The organism is Catellatospora sp. TT07R-123 (genome assembly GCF_018327705.1).
GTDB lineage: Bacteria > Actinomycetota > Actinomycetes > Mycobacteriales > Micromonosporaceae > Catellatospora.
Window position 1 is genome coordinate 3,481,291 of record NZ_BNEM01000002.1, and the last position, 21,878, is coordinate 3,503,168.

Below are 21,878 nucleotides of genomic sequence, written 5' to 3' on the forward strand. Positions count from 1 at the left end.
TCACTTGATCGTGATGGGGTTGACGAGGTCCGCGGTGACGGTCAGTAGCGTGAACGCACCGAAGATCAGGATGACCGTGTAGGTCAGGGGCATGAGCTTGAAGTAGTCGACCCGGCCCGGGTCGGGCTTGCGCAACCGAGCGTAGACCCATGACCTGATTCTCTCGAACCAGGCGATCGCGATATGTCCCCCGTCAAGGGGAAGCAGCGGCAGCAGGTTGAACACGCCCACGAACAGGTTCAGCGAGATGAACAGCATCCAGAAGACGTCCCAGAGGCCCTTCTCGACGGCCTCGCCGCCCAGCCGGCTCGCGCCGACCACGCTGATCGGGGTGTTCGGGTCCCGCTCCTCGCCCGCGATGGCCGAGAACAGGTTCGGGATCCGCTGCGGGAACTCCTTCATCGCCTCGAAGGTGCCCTTCGCCATCACCCCGGCGAAGTCGGCCGAGGCGCCGATGGCCGCACCGGGCGAGTAGCGGACCGTGAACGGGATGGTCGGGGTCAGGCCCACACCGATGGCCGACACCTTCTTGGTGCTGCCGTCGGTCATCTTCCGCTCGACCGCCGCCGGGGTCACCGTCACCTGCTGCACCGCGCCGTCGCGGACGACGGTCAGGGTCGCGGGCTTGCCCGCCTCCAGCGGCCGGATCTTCGCGACCGCCTGCTCCCAGGTGCCGACCTCGGTCCCGTTCACCGCGGTGATGCGGTCGCCGTTGCGCAGGCCCGCCGTGGTGGCCGGGCTCTGGGGGTCACCGGCGGCGCAGTCGCGCAGGGGCAGCGCCGGTACGACGCACGGCTGCACGTCCAGCACGGCGGGCTGGGCGTTGATCTCGTTGCCGCGCGGCAGCGCCGGGTTCGGCAGGCCGGAGAAGATCGCCACGAAGAACAGGGCGACCGCGGCGAGGATGAAGTGCACCATCGACCCGGCCGACATCACGATCGTCCGCTTCCACACCGGGTAGCGCCACATGGCGCGCTCGTCGTCGGCGTCCTCGTCCTGCGGGGTCATGCCCGTGATCCGCACGAAGCCGCCGAGGGGGATGCCCTTGACGCCGTACTCGGTCTCACCGCGCTTGAACGACCAGAGCGTCGGCCCGAAGCCGACGAAATAGCGCGTGACCTTCATGCCGAAGGCCTTGGCGGTGCTCATGTGCCCGGCCTCGTGGAGACTGACCGAGATCAGGATCGCCAGCGCGAACAGGAGCAACCCGACGAGGTAGGTCATCAGGCACCTTTCTCCTTGATCAGTTCGTGAGCCCGGGTACGCGCCCAGTGCTCGGCGGCGAGCACGTCATCGACCGTACCCGGTTCGTCGTAGTCCGGCGCACCGGAGAGGATCTCCGCCACGGTGTCGACGATCGCCAGGAACGGCAGCCGCCCGGCTGTGAAAGCCGCCACACACTCCTCGTTGGCCGCGTTGTAGATCGCCGGACGGCACCGCCCGGCCCGGCCCGCGGCCTTGGCCAGCTCGACGGCCGGGAAGGCCTCGGTGTCCAGCGGGCGCAGCTCCCAGTTGTGCGCCAGGGTCCAGTCGACCGGCGCGGCCGCTCCCGGCACCCGCTCCGGCCAGCCCAGGCCCAGCGCGATCGGCAGCCGCATGTCCGGCGGGCTGGCCTGCGCCAGCGTCGACCCGTCGGTGAACTCGACCAGGGAGTGCAGCACCGACTGCGGGTGCACCATCACCTCGATGTCGTCGTACGAGATCCCGAAAAGCTCGTGCGCCTCGATCACCTCAAGGCCCTTGTTCACCAGCGTGGCCGAGTTGATCGTCACCACCGGGCCCATGTCCCAGGTCGGGTGCTTGAGCGCCTCCTCGACCGTGACCCCGGTCAGCTCCTCGCGCCGCCGACCCCGGAACGCGCCGCCGGACGCGGTCAGGATCAGCCGCCGCACCTCGGCCCGCGAGCCGCCGCGCAGGCACTGCGCCAGCGCCGAGTGCTCGCTGTCGACCGGGATGATCTGCCCCGGCGCCGCCGCCGCGCGCACCAGCGGGCCACCCGCGACCAGCGACTCCTTGTTGGCCAGGGCGAGCAGCCGCCCGGCCTTCAGCGCGGCCAGCGTCGGCGCCAGGCCCAGTGAGCCGACCACCCCGTTGAGCACCAGATCCGCGGGCCACTCGGCGAGCTCGGTCATCGCCTGCGGGCCAGCCATGATCTTCGGAAGCTTGAAGTCCCCGGACGACCAGCCGCGCCGCTGCGCCTCGGCGTAGAACGCCAGCTGGAGATCCTGCGCCGCGGTCGCCTTCGCCACGCCGACCGCTTCGACGCCCAGCTCCAGCGCCTGCGCGGCGAGCAGCTCCACGTTGCCGCCGCCGGCCCCGAGGGCCACGACGCGGAACCGGTCCGGGTTGCGGCGCACGATGTCGATCGCCTGCGTGCCGATCGAGCCGGTCGAGCCGAGCAGCACTATCTCGCGGGGGTCCATCAGCCCATTCTCGCCGAGCCGCCCGCCGCTCCCCCTGCCGGGCTACTCGTCGAGCAGCACCGCGGGGTCGATCTCGAACGCGAACGGCTCGCGCATCACGAACGTCGATCCAGCGGTAGCCGAGGCCACCGTCCGGTACGCGCCGTCGATCAGCTCGTGCAGCACGAGCGACGGCACCCGGTTGTGGCACTCGACCCGCAGGAACCACGGCACTCCGGCGTCGGCGTACTGCTTGGGCCGGTCGATGATGTCCTTGCGCCGGTTCCCCGGCGACACGATCTCCCCCAGCAGCACCGCATCCGCGATGTCCATCGACACCCGGCCCGCGCCCGACACCCTGTAGACCCCGAAGTCGGGTATGAACAGGTCATCTCCGGAAAGCAGGTTGTTCTCCGGATATGCCCAGTAGCCGACTGCGCGGGCCGCCGCATGAAGGCGGTAGACGATCTCGCGCATGATCGACTGGTGGTCCATGTTGGCGTGCGGGGACACGATCACACTCCCGTGGAAGACCTCGACTTTGGGGCCGTTCGTTTCCGGGAGCAGACGCAGCGCCAGTTCACCGGTCCATTCCTGGACCTCGGTCAGTTCTTCGATGCGGTCCAAGCGCAGCCGTATCGGTGCCGCCATGGCGAATCCACCCCCTTCCGCCGGGAGAGTCTGCTGCCCACAGCCTAACCGCGCTCACTACGACCCGTCATTTGTCACCCATCGGACACCAAAACAGCAGCTTCTGACCGAAACCACTGATCTTGGCGCGCTCGCCCAGAGCGGCTGGTGCAGTTTCGGGGAAAGTGCGGGAATCTTGAGCCGCATTCGTGCACTTTCCCCGAAACTGCACGAACTACCTACGGCCTACGGTGTAAGGGCGGCCGGGTGGGCGACGTAGTGCTCGGCGGGCATGGCGTACCAGCGGGCGGTGCGGCCGAGGTGGGTCATGCCCAGGCGGCGCATCACGGCCAGGGACGGGGCGTTGTCGGGCTTCGCGATGGCGTGGACCTCGGGCAGGGCCAGGCGGGTGAACGCGTACCCGAGCAGGGCCCGCGCCGCCTCGGTGGCGTAGCCGCGCCCCCACGAGTCGGGGTGGAGATGCCACGCGATCTCCACCTCCCCCGCACCGGGGACGCCGTCGTCGGGCTCGGGCAGCGGCTTGAGCGCCACGGAACCGGCGACGAGGCCGGACCCGCGCACCTGCACCGCCCACAGGCCGTAGCCGGGCTGGGCCGCGTACCCCTCGACGCGCCGTACGACCGCGGCCTGTGCCTGCTCGCGCGTCGCCAGCGGGACCGGCATGCCGAGCCAGCGGGTGACCTCGTCCCGCCGGTAGATGTCGAACGTCCGGTCGACATCGGCAGGCGTGTCCGCCCACTCCCGGACGATCAGCCGCTCGGTCTCCGCGACGGCGCCGCCGCGCCCGCCTTCATCCTCTTCCCGCATCCGGGCAGTATCGCCACGCCGCCGCGCTATGCCAACGGGCTCGCGCACCGGTGCCAGGTCCGCGCAACACGGTGATCGCTGTTCGCGGTCGTTCCCTGCACCCCAGCGCCAGTTCATGACCCGAAACGCCGATCAAGTCGCCGCTCGGGCGTGGTGATCGCTGTCAGCGGTCGGAAGCTGCGTTGCGAGCGCGGGTTCTGACCGGAGACAGCGATCACCGGCGCCGGTCAGGCCTCCTTGAGGCCGTAGCGGCGGTAGACGGCGCCCAGGCGGCCGGGCGCCCACCAGTTCCAGCGGCCCAGCAGCCGCATCGTCGCGGGCACCAGCACCGCGCGCACCAGTGCCGCGTCGATGGCCACGGCCACGACCATGCCGACCCCGAGCACCTTGATCGTGGTCGTACCCCCGGTGGCGAAGCCGCCCAGCACGACCATCAGCAGCAGTGCGGCCGCGGTGATGATCCCGCCGGTCCGCTGCAGCCCCGACGCCACCGCCTGGGTGTTGTCGCCGGTGGCGTCCCACTCCTCGCGGATCCGCGACAGCAGGAACACCTCGTAGTCGGTGGCGAGCCCGAACAGCACCGCGAGCATCAGCACCTGGTTGCCGGGTTCCAGGAACCCGGTGACGGTGAAGCCGAGCCAGTCGGACAGGTGCCCGTCCTGGAAGATCCACACGACGATGCCGAACGACGCGCCGATCGAGATCACGTTCATGACGATCGCCTTGAGCGGCAGCACCACCGACCCGAAGGCCAGGAAGAGCAGCAGGAACGTGCTGAGCGCGACCATGCCGAGCATCCACGGCAGCCGCTGCCCGATGGTGTCGAGCTGGTCGAGGTCGGCTGCGGGCCGCCCGCCGACCATGACGGTGGCCCCGGCGGGTGCGGGCAGGTCGCGGATGGCCCTGACCACGTCGCGGGCGAGCGGCGACGCGGCCTCGCCCGGGTACGCGACCGAGATCAGCGTGCTGTCGCCGCGCTGGGCGGTGATCCGCGCGTCGGTCACGTCGGGGATCGTCTTGATCGTGACGGCGAGGCCGTCGGCGCCGGGGCCGGTGACCAGGACGCTGATCGGGGCCGCGCTGCCGCCGGGGAACTCGTCGGCCAGCCGCGCGGTGACGGTGCGCGACTCGGTGCCCTCGGGCAGCACCCGCTCGTCGAACCCGCCGAACTGGGCGCGCAGGAACGGCGTGGCGGTGAGCAGCAGCACGGCGGCGACGCCGAGCGCGTACAGCACCGGGCGGCGCATGACGCTGCGCGCGATGCGGGCCCAGCCGCCTTCGGCCTGCGGCCTGGGGCGGAACAGGCGCGGCAGCGGCACGCGCAGCGCGTTGACCTTCGGGCCGAGGACCGCGAGCAGGGCGGGCAGGGCGGTGAGCGCGGCGACCATGGCCACGAGGACCGCGGCCATGCCGCCCCAGGCCATGGACTTGAGGAAGGCCATCGGGAAGATCAGCAGGCTGGCCAGCGCGAGCGCCACGGTGAGTCCGGAGACCGCGACGGTACGCCCGGCGGTGGTGATCGTCGCGGCCACGGCCTCGGCGGAGGTCCGCCCCGCGGCGAGCTCCTCCCGGAACCTGTTCACCACGAACAGTGCGTAGTCGATCGCCATGCCCAGCCCCAGCATCGTGATGATGTTGACGGCGAACACGGAGACCTCGGTGACCTGGGCGATCAGCCGTACCGCGGTGAACGCGCCGAGCACGGCGAGGATGCCGACGAACAGCGGGGTCGCGGCGGCGACCAGGCCGCGGAAGATGAACACCAGCAGGAGCAGCAGGATCGGCATGCTGATCAGCTCGGCCTTGGTGATGTCCTGGCTGATCTGCTCGTTGGCGTCGTCGAGGAACGGGATGAGCCCGCCGACCTCGGTGGTGAGCCCGCCGCCGGCCCGCAGCGCCGACTCGATCGCCGCGAGGTCGTCGAGCTTGTGGTTCTCGTCCCCGTCCCGCAGCTGGATCGCGACGTACGTGGCGTGCCGGTCGGTGGAGAAGAAGACCGGCGGTGCGCCCGGGGCGTAGCCGGTGACGATGCTGGTGACCTCGGTGCGGCCGGTCAGGCCGGTGGCGACGGCGCCGACGGCCTGACTGAAGGCGGGGTCGTCGACGGTGAGCGTGCCGGAGCTGTACAGCGCGAGCACGTCGATGTTCTGGCGCCCGAGCGCCGCGGTGATCTGCTCCTGCGCCCTGCTGGACGGGCTGCCGGGATCGTTGAACCCGCCGCTGGTCAGGTCGTTGAAGACGGCCCCGCCCCAGGTCGCGCCGAGGCCGACGACCACGGCCGCGGCGATCAGCACCCACCAGCGCAGCCGTACGACGGCGCGCCCCCACCACGCGAACATCAGTTCCTCCCCGGAACGTTCGGTATGCTGTTTACGCCACTCAGTTGAGTGAACGCCGTTTACTTTCGCGGACGACGTTCACTTCAGTCAAGGGAGCCTCATGTCGGACACCTCACACCGGCGCGAACGCCTGCGCGAGCGCACCCTGGCCGAGATCAAGGAGCTGGCGCGGGCACAGCTGGTGGCGGGCGGTCCGGCAGCCGTCTCCCTGCGGGCCATCGCCCGCGACATGGGTATGACCGCCGCCGCGCTCTACCGCTACTTCCCCGCCCTGGACGCCCTGGTCATCGACCTGTGCACGGACCTCTACGGCGAACTGCGCCAGGCCTGCGAGGCCGCCCGCGACGCGCTCGGCCCCGCCGCCGACGCGGTCCCCCGCCTGATCGCGATGGCCCGCGAGCTGCGCCGGTGGGCGCTGGCGCACCGCCCCGAGGCGACGCTGATCTTCGGGCCGCCGCTGCCGGGGGTGGGGCAGTTCCACGAGCTGTGCGTCGACCTGGAGCACGCCGGCGCCCGCTTCGGGATCATCTTCATCGAGCCGATGGTGGAGCTGTGGCGCGACGGCCGCCTGCCGGCCCTCGACCACGTCGACCTGTCGCACCTGGGCCAGGCCCTGCCCAATCTCCCCGAGCTGCCGGTCGAGGTCGCCGCCGTCTTCCTGACCTCCTGGACCCGGCTCTACGGCGTGATCGCGGCCGAGCTGTTCGACCAGCTGAGCTGGACCGGCGTGGATACCGAACCGCTGTTCGAAGCGGAGATCGCGTTCTTCTCGGCGCAGGTCAAGCCGCTGTAAGCGGCCCGTTGCCTGATTGACGGCTCAGGAAGGTAGGCTCGCCCGCTATGACGAGCAACACACTCGCCCCCCACCTGCCCGACCGCGCCCGCGTGGTGGTCGTCGGCGGCGGGGTCATCGGCACCTCGGTCGCGTACCACCTGGCGCACATGGGCTGCAAGGACGTCGTGCTGCTCGAACGCGACCGGCTGACCTCCGGCACCACCTGGCACGCGGCCGGGCTCATGGTCACCTTCGGCTCGCTGTCGGAGACCTCGACCGAGATGCGCAAATACACCCGCGACCTGTACAGCCGGCTGGAGGCCGAGACCGGCCTGGCCACCGGGCTCAAGCAGGTCGGCTTCGTGCAGGTCGCCACCGACCGCGACCGGCTGGAGGAGTACCGGCGCGTGTCGGCGTTCAACCGGCACTGCGGCGTGAACGTGCAGGAGATCTCGCCCGGCGAGGTCAAGGGCCTGTTCCCGCTCGCGAACACCGACGACGTGCTCGCCGGGTTCTACGTGGCCGAGGACGGCCGGGCCAACCCCGTCGACGTCACGATGTCACTGGCCAAGGGCGCGCGGCTCCAGGGCGTACGGATCATCGAGGGCGTGGCCGTCACCGGCGTGCTCAAGCGCGGCAGCACCGTCACCGGCGTACGCACCGCGTACGGCGACATCGAGGCCGACGTCGTGGTCAACTGCGCCGGCATGTGGGCCCGCCAGCTCGGCGAGCAGGCCGGGGTCAGCATCCCGCTCCAGGCCGCCGAGCACTACTACCTGATCACCGAGCCCATCGAGGGCATGCACGGCGACCTGCCGGTGCTGGAGGACCCGTCGTCGTACGGCTACTTCCGCGAGGAGGGCGCCGGGCTCATGATCGGCCTGTTCGAGACGCTGTGCGCGCCCTGGAAGGTCGACGGCATCCCGGACACGTTCTCCTTCGGCGAGCTGCCCCCGGACTGGGACCGGATGGCGCCCTACCTGGAGAAGGCGATGGCCCGCATCCCGATCTCGGCCGAGGTCGGCGTGCGCAAGTTCTTCTGCGGACCGGAGAGCTTCACCCCCGACCTGGCCCCGGTCTTCGGCGAGGCACCCGAGCTGAAGAACTACTTCGTCGCGGCCGGGCTCAACTCGATCGGCATCCTCACCGGCGGCGGCATCGGCCGGGCCCTGGCGCACTGGATCCTCGACGGCTCCCCCGACATCGACGTCACCGGCATGAACATCGACCGGCTGCACCGGTACCAGAGCAACCCCGAATACCGGGCCGTGCGCACCGTCGAGTCGCTGGGCCTGGTCTACGAGCCGCACTACCCCGGCCGGGCCATGCACACCGCGCGCGGGGCGAAGCTGTCCCCCATCCACGAGCGCCTGGCCGCGCAGCGCGCCTACTTCAAGGACGTCAGCGGCTGGGAGAGCCCCGACTGGTACGCCTCGGAGGGCGCCGAGCCGAAGGTGGAGCAGCTGTCCTGGGGCCGGCAGAACTGGTTCGAGAACTGGGCGCAGGAGCACCGGGCCGCCCGTGAGGGCGTCATCCTCATGGACATGTCGTTCATGGCGAAGTTCCTGGTGCAGGGACGCGACGCCGCCGCGGCGCTCGATCGGCTGTCGGGCAACCGGGTCGCCGGGGAGACCGGGCAGATCACGTACACCCAGTGGTTGAACAAGCACGGCCTGCTGGAGGCCGACCTGACCGTGACCAGGCTCGACGACGAGAAGTTCTGGGTGGTCGCCTCCGACACCGCGCACCGGCACGTCGAGACGCGGATGCGACGGCACTTCGAAGCGACCGGGGCGCACGCGTTCGCGACCGACGTCACCGGGGCGTACGCCCAGATCAACATCCAGGGGCCCCGCTCGCGCGAGCTGCTCGCCGCCGTGACCACGACGGACATGGGCAACGAGGCCTTCCCGTTCCGGCACGCGCGCGAGATCGACCTCGGGTTCGCCCGCGCCCTGTGCATCCGCATCACCTACCTGGGCGAGCTCGGCTACGAGCTCTACATCCCCGCCGAGCAGGCCGTGTACGTGTACGACCGGCTGGTCGCCGCCGGTGCGCCGCTCGGACTGCGCCACGCCGGGCTCAAGGCGCTGTCCAGCCTGCGGATGGAGAAGGGGTACCGCGACTACGGGCACGACATCGACAACACCGACTCGGTGCTGGAGGCGGGACTCGGGTTCGCGGTCGCGCCGGACAAGCCGGGCGGGTTCATCGGGCGCGAGGCGGTGCTGGCGAAGAAGGCCTCGGGGCCGCTGACCCGGCGGCTGCTGCAGATCCTGGTCACCGACCCGGAGCCGCTGATGTACCACGCCGAGGTGGTGCGGCGCGACGGCGTGGAGGTCGGCTACATCCGGGCCGCGTCGTACGGGCACACGCTCGGCGGGGCGGTCGGGCTGGCGATGATCGAGGCCGGGCAGCCGCTGGACCAGGCGTGGATCGACTCGGGCAGGTGGACGGTGGAGATCGCCGACCGCCAGTGGCCCGCGACAGCCAGCCTGCGACCCCTGTACGACCCGAAGAACGACCGCATCAAGCAGTAGCCCTTGACCGGCCGGCGGCCCCGCCCGGGCCGTCACCGTCCCGCCCTTTCATAGACGTTGGCCTATCACATCGACTTCGATCTTGTTCCAGTCGACGTGATAGGCCAACGTCTATTCAAAACGGGGTGGGGGCGGGGCGCGCTCGGCGGCGCGGGGCGTCCCGGCGGCGCGGGGCGGGGTGGTTAGAAGTTGGCGGTGTACAGGAGGCGGTTCGGGGAGCCGCTGCCCGGGGAGCCGACCACGCCCGTGGTCGCGTTGGCGATCAGCGCCGCCTGGACCTGCGCGGGTGTCGCCGTCGGGTTGTTCTGCAGGTACAGCGCCGCCGCCCCCGTGACGTGCGGGGTGGCCATGGACGTGCCGCTGATGGTGTTGGTCGCGGTGTCGCTGCCCAGCCACGACGACGTGATGTCCACCCCGGGGGCGAAGATGTCGACGCAGGTGCCCCGGTTGGCCCAGCTCGGCTTGGCGTCGTTGCTCTGCGTCGCCGACACCGTGATCGCCTCGGGCACCCGGGCGGGCGAGTAGTTGCACGCGTTGGCCGCGAAGATGCCCAGGATGCCGTTGCCCGCCGCGATGGCGTAGGTGACCCCGTCGGCGATCGACGCCTTGACCGCGTTGTCCAGCACCGTGTCGGCGCTGCCGCCGAGGCTCATGTTCGCGACGGCGGGCTCGCCCGGGTCGTGGTCGGCGGTGACCCAGTCGATGCCCGCGACGACCTGCTCGGTGGTGCCGCTGCCCTCGGCGTCGAGCACCCGTACGCCGACCAGGGTCACGCCCTTGGCCACGCCGTACGTGGCGCCGCCGACGGTGCCCGCGACGTGGGTGCCGTGCCCGTTGGCGTCGTCGGCGCTGCCGCCGTCGATGGCGTCGAAGCCGGAGACGGCACGCCCGCCGAACTCGCTGTGCGAGAACCGGATGCCCGTGTCGATGATGTAGGCACGCACCGACGAGGCGGTGTTGCCGTACGTGTACGAGTTGCTCAGCGGCAGGCTGTGCTGGTCGATGCGGTCGATGCCCCAGGTGGCGGGCGACTGCGTGGCGGCGATCCGGTGGATCAGGTTCGCCTGGACGTACGCCACGCTCGGGTCGGCGGCGATGCGCCGGGCGGCCCGCTCGCTGCCGTTGAACGAGAAGCCCTTGAGCCCGGCGGCGAAGCTGCGGCGCACCGTGGCGCCGTGGCGGCCGGCCACCGCGGCCGCGTCGGCCTTGCTGCCGTCCTTGAAGACGACGAGGTAGCTGCCGGGCACGGCCTCGCCCCCGACCGCGAGCAGCGGCGCCTCGGGCGGTGCGGCGGCGGCCGCGGCGGGCACGGCCGTGACGCCGGCGACGGCGAGCGCGGCGGCCAGCACGAGCATCCTGGTACGACTCATCGGTTCCTCCCCTGCCGGACCGGCCGACCGGGCGGCTGCTGGCCGCTGGGCCGACCGGCTGCTGATATGAGGAGGAACGTATACAACGATCGTAAATATAAAAAGACTTCAGTTTTTCGATTGCCGCGGTTCACCCGAAAGACTGAGCCGCCGCCCCACCTCAACCCACAGTGAAGCCGCAAACAGCCCTTGACCTGCGACGACGCGCCGACCGCCGACGTCGATCTCCATCACGGAGATCAGCGTCGGCGGTCATTCAGTGCACTCCGGAGCTACTTTTTGGCCGGAGACAGCGATCACCAGCCCGGCGGCCGGGTCAGACCGCGGTCTGCTGGGCGGCCGACTGGCCGGCGGGTTCGGAGCGGATCTCGTGGCCGACGCTGGTCAGGCAGCGGCCGCTCTTGAGGTCCCACTTCCAGCCGTGCAGCTGGCAGGTCAACTGGTTGCCCTCGACGATGCCGAAGCGGGTCAGGTCGGCCTTGAGGTGCGGGCAGCGGCGCTGGAAGGACCAGTCGCCGACGGTGATGTCCTCGGCGTCGGGCCGCTGCGACTCGTACCAGCCCTCGGCGTACTGGAGGCGCTCCTCGGACAGGCACTTGAAGAACGCGTACACGAACTCGTTGTACTGCCCGATGCGCGCGGCGGAGAACCGGCAGGACAGGAACAGCGAGTTGACCCAGTCGCCCTCGTCGATGTGCAGCAGGTGCTCGACCAGCCGCCGCTCGGTCCGGAACCGGTAGCGGACCTTCTCCGGCGCCCCTTCGACCAGCTCCGGCCGCCGGACCACCTTGTTCGGGAAGTCGATCATGATGGACTCGAGCACCTCGGGCACGTCCTGGCCCTCGACCGGCGCGGTCAGGTCGAAGCGGACCGGGCCGCCCACGCCCTGCGCGAGCCGCACCGACTCCTCCAACAGCGGCTCGATCCGGGCCCGCATGCCCGCCAGCACGTCGATCTCGGGGTGCGACCAGGACGCCTTCTCGTGCTCGATCACCACACGCTGCCGCTCCCGGTACGCCTTGAGGTGCTCCTCCTTGGCCGCGAAGAACTCGGCCAGGTCCGGCACCGGGTGGGCGGTCTCGCAGCCCGCGACGGTGATCTCGGAGACCGAGCCGGGCAGCAGCACCACGCCGTTGGTCCCGCCGACCTTGGCGTACTCGGCGACGAAGTCCCACTGGTCGGGGAAGATGTTGCCCTCGTCGCCGTGGATGTCGTTGAACTGCCACAGCTCGTCGTCGAGGAAGCAGGGCGGGCCCGCGATCGGGAAGACGAAGTCGGCCTTCAGGTCGTCGATGTAGCGCCAGGTGCGGTCGTACTGCCGCTCGCGCTTCTGCTTGCCGAACGCGGTCTTGGCCGCCTGGGGCAGCTCGTACACCATCGGGTACCAGATCGCGCCGGAGAACTGGAGCATGTGCGCGTGCACGTGGCCGAGCTCGGCGAAGCGGACCAGGTCGGTCGGGCGGGCGTCGTTCTGGTTCAGCACGCGGACGCCCTCGTGCTCGACCCACAGCGAGGAGTCGCCGATCGGGCCGTCGGTGGGCGAGATCAGCGCCTGGATCATGACCTTCAGGCCGCCGTCGAGCTCGTGCACCTCGTCCGACACCGTCTTGAAGAATCTGGTGAAGCCCAGCTCCCGCAGCTCGTCCTCCAGCTGCGAGGTCGGGTACTCCGGCAGCAGCACGGTCGCCTTCTTCGACACGAAGCGCTTGAGGTGCTTGGCGTCGAAGTGGTCGCGGTGCAGGTGGGAGACGTACAGGTAGTCGACGTCACCGAGGACGTCCCAGTCCAGCTGCGAGTTGTCCGGGAACGGGAACCACGAGGCGAAGTAGGCCGGGTTCACCCAGGGGTCGCACAGGATGGAGCCCGCCGCCGTGTCGATGCGCATGCTGGCGTGACCCGTACCGGTGATCCGCACTGCTCGTTCCCCTCTCGCTGCTGGTGGTGCAGCCTTAGACGCTACCGGAGCCGTATCCGCCCCGACGCGACCGCCCAGCACCAGCTCGTGTCGGTCGCCCGCTGCGCGGACGACCGACACGAGGCACCAGCCGAACTGTGCCCCATGATGAGCTCGCTCCGCTCGCTCATGCCAGACTGTGCTTGTCGCCGCCGTGGCCAGCGCCGTGGCGAGCGCGCGGACCGAGAGACAAGGAAGCAGACCGTGGCCGCACAAGAGCCGGTAACCTCACCTGACCAGCACGCGAAGACCCCGGTCAAGGCCGCCCGGATCGCGGGCGTCGTCGTCATCGTGATGCTGCTGCTGATGCTCGCCGGTAACCACCGGGGCAACGTGGAGAACATCTGGCTGATCCTCGTGGCCGGCATCCTCGCCGCCATCATGATCATCGACGCGGTGCTGCGCCGCAACGGCCTGCGCGAGTGAGCTGAGCACGTGGAACGGCCCCGGCCGCTGACTGGGTCAGCGGACCGGGGCCGTCGTGTCTACCAGGTCAGCGGCGGCCGACGATCTCACGGATCTCGCGCAGCGCCTGCTCGACCTCGGCCTCGTAGTAGCCGCCGGGCACCAGGCTGAGCCGCGACGGGTCCAGCTCGCCATCGCTGACCGGGCCGCCGCTGCGGCCGGACAGCGAGCCGAGCAGGCTCTCGAACAGCCGGTCCACCTGCTGCGGGTCGTAGCCGCTGCCGAACCGGCGCAGCTGGAACGTGCGCCGCAGCTGGTCCACGCGCTGGAGCTCGCCGGTGTAGGCCGGGCCCGCCGGGGCGGGCGGAGGCGGCGGCGGGGGCGTCGTGAAACCGCCACCGCCGTACGACGACACCGCCGGCGCCGGGGGCACCGCCCCGAACGTGCCGGTCGCGTCGCTGTCGTAGCCGCCGCGCGGTGCGTTGAACGTGCCGGTCGCGTCGTTGTCGAACCCGCCGCGCGGGGCGCTGAACGTGCCCGTGGCCTCGTTGTCGTAGCCGCCGCGCGGCGCGTTGAACGTGCCGGTCGCGTCGTTGTCGAACCCGCCGCGCGGGGCGCTGAACGTGCCCGTGGCCTCGTTGTCGAACCCGCCGCGCTGCGGCAGGCCGCCCCCGTAGACGGGCTGCTGCCCGGTCTGCGAGCTGAACCCGGCACTCGGCCCGTACGGGTCGATGCGCGGGGGCTCGTTGCGCGGCGGCTCCGGCATCCGGGGCGGCTGCGGCCGCTCCATCCGGATCTCGCTAGTCATGTCGGGACGGCCGTGGCCGCCGTTGAAGCCGTCGAACCCGTTCTGCGGACCGGGCGGGGGCCCGGCGAACTGCGGCTGCGGCTCCTCGAAGCGCTGGTCGAAACGCGGCATCGCGCCCGTGGGCACGTTCGCGTTGGGCGTGCGCGTCGGCAGCGGCGGCGGCGCGTTCATCGGGCCGGGCGGGCCGCCCGGCGTCGCCACCGGCTGCGGCGGCGGAGGCGGAGGTGGAGCAGGGTTCATGGTCGCGCGCAGCTCGGCGCCGCGCCCGGGGCTGGACGACACCCGCTCCTCGATCTCGGCGAGCTGCCGCTCGACCCGGTCGAGGTGCAGGTCGACCTGCCACTCGTCGTAACCGCCGAAGCGGACCCGGAAGACGACGTCGCGGACCTCGTGCGAGCGCACCTCAGGGCCCGTCGGGGCGCCGTTGAGGGTCGCCTCGACCCGGTCCAGGAAGACGTCGACCTCGTCGACCTTGTATCCGCGCCGCACCGCGCGTCGGCGGAACCGCTGACCATGAGAACTCATGCCGGACCCTCACCACTCATGCCGTGCTCCGTGCTCATGCCTCAACCTCGCTCGCAGCCAACTGCCCACATGCGCCGTCGATCTCACGACCACGGGTGTCACGCACCGTAGTCGGCACTCCGGCGGCGCGCAACCGCCGGACGAACTCCCGCTCCACCGGCTTGGGACTGGCGTCCCACTTGCTGCCCGGCGTGGGGTTGAGCGGAATGAGATTGACGTGTGCCAGCCGCCCCGATAGCAGGCGACCCAGCAGGTCGGCCCGCCACGGCTGATCGTTCACATCTCTGATCATGGCGTACTCGATGCTCACCCGGCGGCCCGTGCGCGCCGCGTACGACCAGGCCGCATCGAGCACCTCGGACACCTTCCAGCGCTGGTTCACCGGCACCAGTTCATCGCGAAGGTCATCATCGGGCGCGTGCAGCGAGAGCGCAAGGGTGACGGAGAGATCCTCCTCGGCCAGCTTGCGCATCGCGGGCACCAGGCCGACCGTCGACACCGTGATGTGGCGCTGGGACAGCCCCAGGCCCTCCGGCGCGGGGCTGGTCAGGCGGCGCACCGCCGCGATGACCCGGTTGTAGTTCGCCAGCGGCTCGCCCATGCCCATGAAGACGACATGGCTCAGCCGACGCGGGGTCCCGTGCATGACGCCCGAGGCGGCCACGCCCGCCAGGTAGACGACCTGGTCCACGATCTCCGCGGTGGACAGGTTGCGGGTCAGCCCGGCCTGTCCGGTCGCGCAGAACGGGCAGGCCATGCCGCACCCGGCCTGGCTGGAGATGCAGACGGTCACCCGGTCGCTATACCCCATCAGCACGCTCTCCACCAGGGAGCCGTCGTGCAGCCGCCACAGCGCCTTGCGGGTGTCGCCGTCGTCGCAGGTCATCTCGCGGACAGGGGTGAGCAGGCGGGGCAGCAGACCACCGGTCAGCCGCTCGCGGGCGGCGGCCGGGATGTCGGTCATCCCCGCGGGGTCGCGTTCGAGCCGCCCGAAGTAGTGGGTCGACAACTGGCCGGCGCGGAACGGCTGCTCGCCGAGCTCGGCGACGGCGGTCCGCCGTTCGGACAGGTCGAGGTCGGCCAGGTGGCGCGGCGGCATGGACGCGCGGCGTGCATTCGCGGCGTCACCGTCGGTAACTGAGATCAAGGGCAGGCTCGTCATGACCTAGCCAGTGTCCCACGTCCGTACCGGGTCGACAGCCCCCGAGGGTGCCAACCGCGCTGCTAGCGGTGTTCACCAGGCGTTCCCTGTGGTCGACCTCACCCCTGTCGGGGTTCCGTCACCCGCAGTAGCGGCCGCTCAGCACCACCCTCACGGCGCCAGGGTGGTGCGGAGCAATACCGCGGTGGACCGCGGGTGCGGATCCGCGCTCAGGACGTCGGCGCGATGACCGACAGGAGCAGATACGCCGTGGGCACGGCGAACACGATCGAGTCGAGCCGGTCCATGATGCCGCCGTGGCCGGGCAGGATGTTGCTCATGTCCTTGATGCCGAGGTCCCGCTTGAGCAGGGACTCGGCCAGGTCGCCCAGCACCGCCGCGATCGAGACCAGCACCCCGAACAACGCACCCCACCAGGGCGCCACGTCCAGCAGCCCCCACAGGATCGCGGCGCTGCCCGCCGCGGTCGCCACGATCGAGCCGGCGAAGCCCTCCCAGGACTTCTTCGGGCTGATCGTCGGGGCCATCGGGTGCTTGCCGAACAGCACACCCGCCACGAACCCGCCGGTGTCGGAGAGCACCACCGCCGCCAGCGTCGCCACGATCCGCCACTTGCCGTCGGCCGGGGTGGTCAGCGGCGCCGCGAAGGCGAGCAGGAACGGGACGTACACGATGATCAGCGCCGCGGCGCCGATGTCGCGCTGGTAGCCCGCCGGGCCGTCGCCCATCCGCCAGACCATGGTGGCCAGGACCGTGACCAGCAGGCCGATGCTGAGCGCCTCGACGCCGGAGAACCAGGCCAGCCCGATCATCGCGGCACCGCCGGCGACCAGCGGGATCAGCGGCGGCTTGGCGCCGGAGGTGGCCAGGGCGCGGGTCATCTCCCAGATGCCGAGCCCGCCCGCCGCCACCAGTACGGCCAGGAACAGCGGCTTGGCGAAGAACAGCGGGGCCAGGATGACCACGAGCAGGCCGACGGCCACGGCGATGGAGACCGGCACGTTGCGCCCGGCCCGGCCGTAGTCACGCTTGGGCTCCTCGGCGGACGCCGCGGGTGCCCCGACGGGCTCCTCCCGGCGGTGCCGGCGGCCTCCCGACAGCTCGTCCTCCCGGTCGGCCGGTTCGTAGTCACGGCCGGCGTAACGGAAGTCGGGGTCGGCGGAGTAGTAGCCCTGGTCCGGGGAACCCTGGCCGTGTTCGCCGGAGCCGTGGCCCCGCTCACCGGAGCCGAAGTCACGGTCCGGCGAGCCGTAGTCGCGGTCGCCGGAGCCGTAGTCGCGGTCCGGCGAGCCGTAGTCGCGGTCGGCAGGGCCGTGGCCGTCGGAGGAGGCGGTATACGCGTCGGGCGCGGCATCGTAGGGGCGCCGCGCCCGGGTGGCGTCGGACCGGCGAGGGTCCGGGTCGTAGGAGTGGCTCATCAGACTTCGAGCAGCTCGGCTTCCTTGTGCTTGATGAGCTCGTCGATGTGCGCCACGTACTTGGCGGTCAGGTCGTCGAGCTCCTTCTCCGCGCGGCGCCCGTCGTCCTCGCCCGCCTCGCCGTCCTTGACGATGCGGTCGAGCTCCTCCTTGGCCTTGCGGCGCACGTTGCGGATGGCGACCTTCGCGTCCTCGCCCTTGCTCCGCGCGATCTTGGTCATGTCGCGGCGGCGCTCCTCGGTCATCGGCGGGACCATGATCCGCAGCTGGGTGCCCTCGTTACCGGGGTTCACCCCCAGGTCGGAGTCACGGATCGCCCGCTCCATGGCGCCGATCTGCGAGGTGTCGTACGGCTTGATGATCACCATGCGCGGCTCCGGCACGCCGATCGAAGCCATCTGCGGCAGCGGCGTGGGCGTGCCGTAGTAGTCGATCACGATCTTGGAGAACATCGCCGCGTTGGCCCGGCCGGTCCGGATCGCCGCGAACTCCTCCTTGGCGTGGTCGACCGCCCGGTCCATCTTCTCCTCGGCCTCAAGGAGCGTGTCGTCGATCACGGGCTTCTCCGTCTCGTCTCGGTGCTCTGTCTTCGATCATCCGCCTGCCGGCGGCGTAACGTTCATTCAGCGGCGCAACCCGCCGTTACCGGGCACGTCGTCGCGCGGCCATAGGGTACCGCCCGCACCCGGAAGGCGTGCGGAAGGTCGGCCCCGCGCGGGGCCGGCCGGCCTAGTCCGCCGTGATCAGGGTACCGATCTTGTCCCCCGCGACCGCGCGCACGATCGTGTCGTCGCCCTCCGCGCCGAACACGAGCATCGGCAGCCCGTTGTCGTGGCACAGGCTGAACGCCGCGGCGTCGGCGACCCGCAGGTTCTGCCGCAGCACCTCGGCGAAGGTGACCGTGTCGAGCTTGACCGCCCCGGGGTCGGTGCGCGGGTCGGCGGTGTAGACCCCGTCCACCCCGTTCTTGCTCAGCAGCACCACGTCGGCACGGATCTCCAGCGCGCGCTGCGCCGAGACGGTGTCGGTGGTGAAGTACGGCATGCCGGCGCCCGCGCCGAAGATGACCACGCGGCCCTTCTCCAGGTGCCGGATCGCCCGCAGCGGGATGTACTGCTCGGCCACCTGGGCCATGGTGATCGCGGTCTGCACCCGCGTCTCGATGCCTTCCTTCTCCAGGAAGTCCTGCAGGGCCAGGCAGTTCATGACCGTGCCGAGCATGCCCATGTAGTCCGCGCGGGCCCGGTCCATGCCGCGCCGCTGCAACTCGGCGCCGCGGAAGAAGTTGCCGCCGCCGACCACCACGGCGACCTGGATGCCGCGGCGGACCACCACCGCGATCTGGCGGGCGATCCCGGCCACGACGTCAGGATCGACGCCGACCTCGCCTCCGCCGAAGACCTCGCCCGAAAGCTTCAGCACCACCCGGTTGAACTGGTGACCCGACATCAGCGCCCCTTCTGCTGCGGTCGCCTGCCCGCTACCGGCAGACGATATGGCACGGGGAGGTCGTGGCGGACACCAGCAACCTCCCCGTGTTCGTGCGTTTCACCCCAGGCGGGCACGAGGCCCGCCGCGGCGAGATCAGGCCTGGCCGACCTCGAACCGCTCGAAGCGGGTGACCTCGATGCCGGCCTCGGCCAGCACCTGCTTGACGGTCTTCTTCTGGTCGGTCACCGACGACTGCTCGACCAGGACGAAGTCCTTGAAGAACGAGTTCACGCGGCCCTCGATGATCTTGGGCAGGGCCGCGGCCGGCTTGCCCTCCTCGATCGCGGTCTGCTCGGCGATGCGGCGCTCCGACTCGACGACCTCCGCGGGCACCTGCTCGCGGGTGAGGAACTTCGGCCGCATGGCCGCGATCTGCATCGCGACGGCGCGGGCGTCGGCCTCGGCGGCCTCGTCGTTCTTGCCGGCGTACTGCACGGCCACACCCACCTGCGGGGGCAGGTCGGCGCTCTTGCGGTGCAGGTAGACGGCGATGTCGCCGTCGAGCACCGCGAAGCGGCCGATCGCCAGCTTCTCACCGATCTTGGCGGACTGCTCCTGGATCAGGTCGGCCACCGTCTGGTTGTCGAGCTTGGTCGCGAGCAGCGCGTCCAGGTCGGCCGGCTTGGCGGCGGCGATGTGCGCCACCAGCTGCTCGGCCAGCGCGACGAACGCGTCGTTCTTGGCGACGAAGTCGGTCTCGCAGTTCAGCTCCAGCAGCGCGCTGCCCGAGTGGGCGACCAGGCCGTTGGCGGTCGAGCGACCGGCACGCTTGCCGACATCCTTGGCGCCCTTGACGCGCAGGATCTCGACGGCCTTGTCGAAGTCGCCCTCGGCCTCCTCGAGCGCCTTCTTGCAGTCCATCATGCCGGAGCCGGTGAGCTCACGGAGCCGCTTGACGTCTGCGGCGGAGATAGTGGACATCAGTTCCCTCTTTGGTAGAAGACTTCGCAAGTCGTACCACGCGGTGCGGGCTGCTCACCCGCACCGCGTGGCAGCGGGTCACTCAGCGGCGGTCGCGGCGGGGGCGGCGTCGGCGGCCTCGGCGGGGGCGGCCTCGGCCGGCTTGTCACCGGTCAGCAGCTCCTGCTCCCACTCGGCCAGCGGCTCGTCGGCCGCGACGGTGCCGGGCTCCGGCTTCACGTCGGCGCCGCCACGGGAGGCCTTGCCCGAGCGGGCGATCAGACCGTCGGCCACCGCGGTCGCGATGACCTTGGTCAGCAGCTCGGCCGAGCGGATCGCGTCGTCGTTGCCCGGGATCGGGAAGTCGACCTCGTCCGGGTCGCAGTTGGTGTCCAGGATCGCGATCACCGGGATGCCCAGCTTGCGGGCCTCGTCGACGGCGATGTGCTCCTTCTTGGTGTCGACGATCCAGACCGCGGACGGCAGCTTCTGCATGTCCCGCAGACCACCGAGGGTCTTGGTGAGCTTGGTCTTCTCCCGCGACAGCTGCAGGGTCTCCTTCTTGGTGTACCCCGCGGCGGTGCCGGTCAGGTCGATCGACTCCAGCTCCTTCATCCGCTGCAGCCGCTTGTACACCGTCTGGAAGTTGGTGAGCATGCCACCCAGCCAGCGGTGGTTCACGTACGGCATGCCCACGCGCGCGGCCTGCTCGGCCACGGCCTCCTGGGCCTGCTTCTTCGTGCCGACGAACAGCACGGTGCCGCCCTCGGCGACGGTGTTGCGGACGAAGCTGTACGCCTTCTCGATGTAGTCGAGGGTCTGGCGCAGGTCGATGATGTAGATGCCGTTGCGCTCGGTGAAGATGAAGCGCTTCATCTTCGGGTTCCAGCGACGGGTCTGGTGCCCGAAGTGAACGCCGCTTTCGAGCAGCTGGCGCATGCTGACAACAGCCATGTGTCTGCCTGTCTCTCGGCACGGGCGAAGGCCCGTGCGATCCCTGGTTGTGCCGGCGGCCGGCGGCCGCCGCCTGGCGCCCGGTCGTCGGCCAGGATGGAACCCACCACGGGGACCAGGGAGGCCGACGCCCTACCTGTGACAGGCGGGAGGGCGCGCGAAGTCGACCACCGAGGTGGTCGCGGTTATCAAGTGTACGCGGTGCCCCGGGTCACTCTCCCCCGGGACACCGCCCGCGGCTAGGCCGCCGACGCGGCGGCCATCATGAGGGCCGCGCCGATGACCAGGTAGACCAGCGGCGTACGCAGCCAGACCCGGGGGCCCTGGAACTGGACCGCGGTCGCCGCGCCGGTGGTCACCGCGTACAGGCCGAGGGCCAGGAACGGGAAGGCCACCATCGCCAGCAGCGGCGCGAGCGCCTTGCCGGCTTCGAGCGCGAACAGCCCGGCCAGCAGCGGACGCAGCATCATCAGCTCGCCGAGACCGGCGAAGATGCCGAAAGCCGCCGCCAGCGCCGGGCGCTTGCTGCGGTAGACGCCGTCGGACTCGGCCACCGAGCGCCGCACCGCGGCGGCGTCGACGGTCTCCGTACGCTGCCGCAGCGGCTCCGGCTCCGGGTAGACCTGCCCGCCCATCGGCGGACCCGGCATCGGCGAGCCGGGCATCGCGCTGCCGGGCACCGGACCGGGCAGCGGCGGCAGCGGCTCGCCCGACCGCTGGCCGCGGGGGGCGAAGTCGGGATCCACCGGAATCGGGAAGCGGTCCTGGCCGCGAGCTTCGCGGTCCTGACCGCGGTCCCGCTCCCGGTCCCGCTCGCGCCCGCGCGGGCGCTCGGCCCCACGCTCGGCACTGCCACGCTCGGCACCGCCACGCTCGGCACCTCGTTCGGCGCCGCGCTCGCTCAGCTCGGCCAGCGACGCGTAGCGGGAGTCACCCGACCGGGGTGCGGGCACCCGGGCGTCGCCGTCGAGGTCGAAGTCGAAGCCGTACTGGTCGGCTCCCCGCCGCTCGTCGCGGCCGCCGCGGTCGTCCCGGCCGCCGCGCGGCTCGCGGAAGGAACTCCAGTCGGCGAAATCGTCACGTCCGTCCACGGGCGCAAACCGTAGAGGAGAACTCGCGTCAGCGCCAATGCACAGCGGCCTTGAAAGATCAATCACACCGACAGGCAGAGTTCTTCCGCCGGTTCCATCGGCCGGTCGGTTCGGACGTCGCGGACCGTTCCGCCGTCCGGTGTCGCGGGCCGCGTCGACGCGCGACACCGGCCGCGCGGTAGCAGACCGCGAGCATGATCGGGCGGTCGTCCCCAACCGGCCCGGTGTCCACAACGCTCGCCGTGACCCGGGTGCGGCGGCCGCCGCCCGGCCGCAGGGTTCCGGG

The 21,878-nt window shown here is 70.9% G+C and carries 18 protein-coding genes; 3 read left to right on the top strand and 15 right to left on the bottom strand.

All coding sequences use genetic code 11. The features are described from left to right. The 5 genes from Cs7R123_RS35275 to Cs7R123_RS35295 all read right to left on the bottom strand — a co-directional run bounded on the left by Cs7R123_RS35275 (window position 1) and on the right by Cs7R123_RS35295 (window position 6,199). Window positions 1-1,224: an RIP metalloprotease gene (locus tag Cs7R123_RS35275; RefSeq protein ID WP_212833067.1), complete on the bottom strand. Its 1,224-nt coding sequence runs from the start codon at window positions 1,222-1,224 to the stop codon at window positions 1-3. Beyond that, on the bottom strand, window positions 1,224-2,423 hold the full coding sequence (gene dxr, locus Cs7R123_RS35280) for a 1-deoxy-D-xylulose-5-phosphate reductoisomerase (RefSeq protein WP_374707061.1): 1,200 nt from the start codon (window positions 2,421-2,423) through the stop codon (window positions 1,224-1,226). Before dxr ends, Cs7R123_RS35275 begins: the two co-directional genes overlap by 1 nt. 42 nt (window positions 2,424-2,465) lie before the next feature. Further along, window positions 2,466-3,053, bottom strand: coding sequence for a Uma2 family endonuclease (locus Cs7R123_RS35285; RefSeq protein WP_212833069.1), 588 nt, complete (start codon window positions 3,051-3,053; stop codon window positions 2,466-2,468). Between the two features lie 225 nt (window positions 3,054-3,278). Beyond that, on the bottom strand, window positions 3,279-3,860 hold the full coding sequence (locus tag Cs7R123_RS35290; protein ID WP_212833071.1) for a GNAT family N-acetyltransferase: 582 nt from the start codon (window positions 3,858-3,860) through the stop codon (window positions 3,279-3,281). Window positions 3,861-4,087: 227 nt separating this feature from the next. Then, complete coding sequence (locus Cs7R123_RS35295) at window positions 4,088-6,199, bottom strand: MMPL family transporter (RefSeq protein WP_212833072.1); 2,112 nt, start codon at window positions 6,197-6,199, stop codon at window positions 4,088-4,090. Between the two features lie 100 nt (window positions 6,200-6,299). Between Cs7R123_RS35295 and Cs7R123_RS35300 the strand changes: the two genes are divergently transcribed. Together Cs7R123_RS35300 and Cs7R123_RS35305 are read left to right on the top strand one after the other, a co-directional pair. Further along, window positions 6,300-6,992: a TetR/AcrR family transcriptional regulator gene (locus tag Cs7R123_RS35300; protein ID WP_212833073.1), complete on the top strand. Its 693-nt coding sequence runs from the start codon at window positions 6,300-6,302 to the stop codon at window positions 6,990-6,992. Between the two features lie 47 nt (window positions 6,993-7,039). Further along, entirely contained in the window at window positions 7,040-9,514 is a 2,475-nt protein-coding gene (locus Cs7R123_RS35305; RefSeq protein WP_212833074.1) for an FAD-dependent oxidoreductase, read from the top strand. Between the two features lie 182 nt (window positions 9,515-9,696). Here the strand turns inward: Cs7R123_RS35305 and Cs7R123_RS35310 are convergent, their stop codons facing one another. Together Cs7R123_RS35310 and Cs7R123_RS35315 are read right to left on the bottom strand one after the other, a co-directional pair. Then, on the bottom strand, window positions 9,697-10,884 hold the full coding sequence (locus Cs7R123_RS35310) for a S8 family peptidase (RefSeq protein ID WP_244872347.1): 1,188 nt from the start codon (window positions 10,882-10,884) through the stop codon (window positions 9,697-9,699). A gap of 316 nt (window positions 10,885-11,200) precedes the next feature. Then, window positions 11,201-12,799: a Rieske 2Fe-2S domain-containing protein gene (locus Cs7R123_RS35315; protein WP_212833075.1), complete on the bottom strand. Its 1,599-nt coding sequence runs from the start codon at window positions 12,797-12,799 to the stop codon at window positions 11,201-11,203. 243 nt (window positions 12,800-13,042) lie between these two features. Here Cs7R123_RS35315 and Cs7R123_RS35320 point away from each other — a divergent pair, with 243 nt between their 5' ends. Further along, the gene (locus tag Cs7R123_RS35320; RefSeq protein ID WP_244872348.1) at window positions 13,043-13,264 is read left to right on the top strand and encodes a DUF2631 domain-containing protein; all 222 of its coding nucleotides are present in this window, start codon (window positions 13,043-13,045) and stop codon (window positions 13,262-13,264) included. 67 nt (window positions 13,265-13,331) lie between these two features. Here Cs7R123_RS35320 and Cs7R123_RS35325 read toward each other — a convergent pair whose 3' ends face one another. From Cs7R123_RS35325 to Cs7R123_RS35360, 8 genes are all read right to left on the bottom strand, one after another. Then, a complete protein-coding gene (locus Cs7R123_RS35325; protein WP_212833076.1) occupies window positions 13,332-14,576 on the bottom strand; it encodes a DivIVA domain-containing protein in 1,245 nt (414 codons plus the stop codon). Window positions 14,577-14,610: 34 nt separating this feature from the next. Next, window positions 14,611-15,738 (bottom strand): 23S rRNA (adenine(2503)-C(2))-methyltransferase RlmN, encoded by a 1,128-nt coding sequence (gene rlmN, locus Cs7R123_RS35330; RefSeq protein WP_212833077.1) that lies wholly within the window; start codon window positions 15,736-15,738, stop codon window positions 14,611-14,613. Between the two features lie 209 nt (window positions 15,739-15,947). Further along, a complete protein-coding gene (locus Cs7R123_RS35335; RefSeq protein WP_212833079.1) occupies window positions 15,948-17,156 on the bottom strand; it encodes a phosphatidate cytidylyltransferase in 1,209 nt (402 codons plus the stop codon). Continuing rightward, the gene (frr, locus tag Cs7R123_RS35340; protein WP_212833080.1) at window positions 17,156-17,713 is read right to left on the bottom strand and encodes a ribosome recycling factor; all 558 of its coding nucleotides are present in this window, start codon (window positions 17,711-17,713) and stop codon (window positions 17,156-17,158) included. The genes Cs7R123_RS35335 and frr overlap by 1 nt, the downstream gene beginning before the upstream one ends. A gap of 172 nt (window positions 17,714-17,885) precedes the next feature. Continuing rightward, a complete protein-coding gene (gene pyrH / locus Cs7R123_RS35345; RefSeq protein WP_212833082.1) occupies window positions 17,886-18,605 on the bottom strand; it encodes a UMP kinase in 720 nt (239 codons plus the stop codon). Between the two features lie 135 nt (window positions 18,606-18,740). Then, window positions 18,741-19,568: a translation elongation factor Ts gene (gene tsf, locus Cs7R123_RS35350; RefSeq protein WP_212833084.1), complete on the bottom strand. Its 828-nt coding sequence runs from the start codon at window positions 19,566-19,568 to the stop codon at window positions 18,741-18,743. Between the two features lie 78 nt (window positions 19,569-19,646). Next, the gene (gene rpsB / locus Cs7R123_RS35355; protein WP_212833086.1) at window positions 19,647-20,501 is read right to left on the bottom strand and encodes a 30S ribosomal protein S2; all 855 of its coding nucleotides are present in this window, start codon (window positions 20,499-20,501) and stop codon (window positions 19,647-19,649) included. A gap of 239 nt (window positions 20,502-20,740) precedes the next feature. Then, entirely contained in the window at window positions 20,741-21,592 is an 852-nt protein-coding gene (locus Cs7R123_RS35360) for a hypothetical protein (protein ID WP_212833088.1), read from the bottom strand. Window positions 21,593-21,878 lie beyond the last annotated feature (286 nt).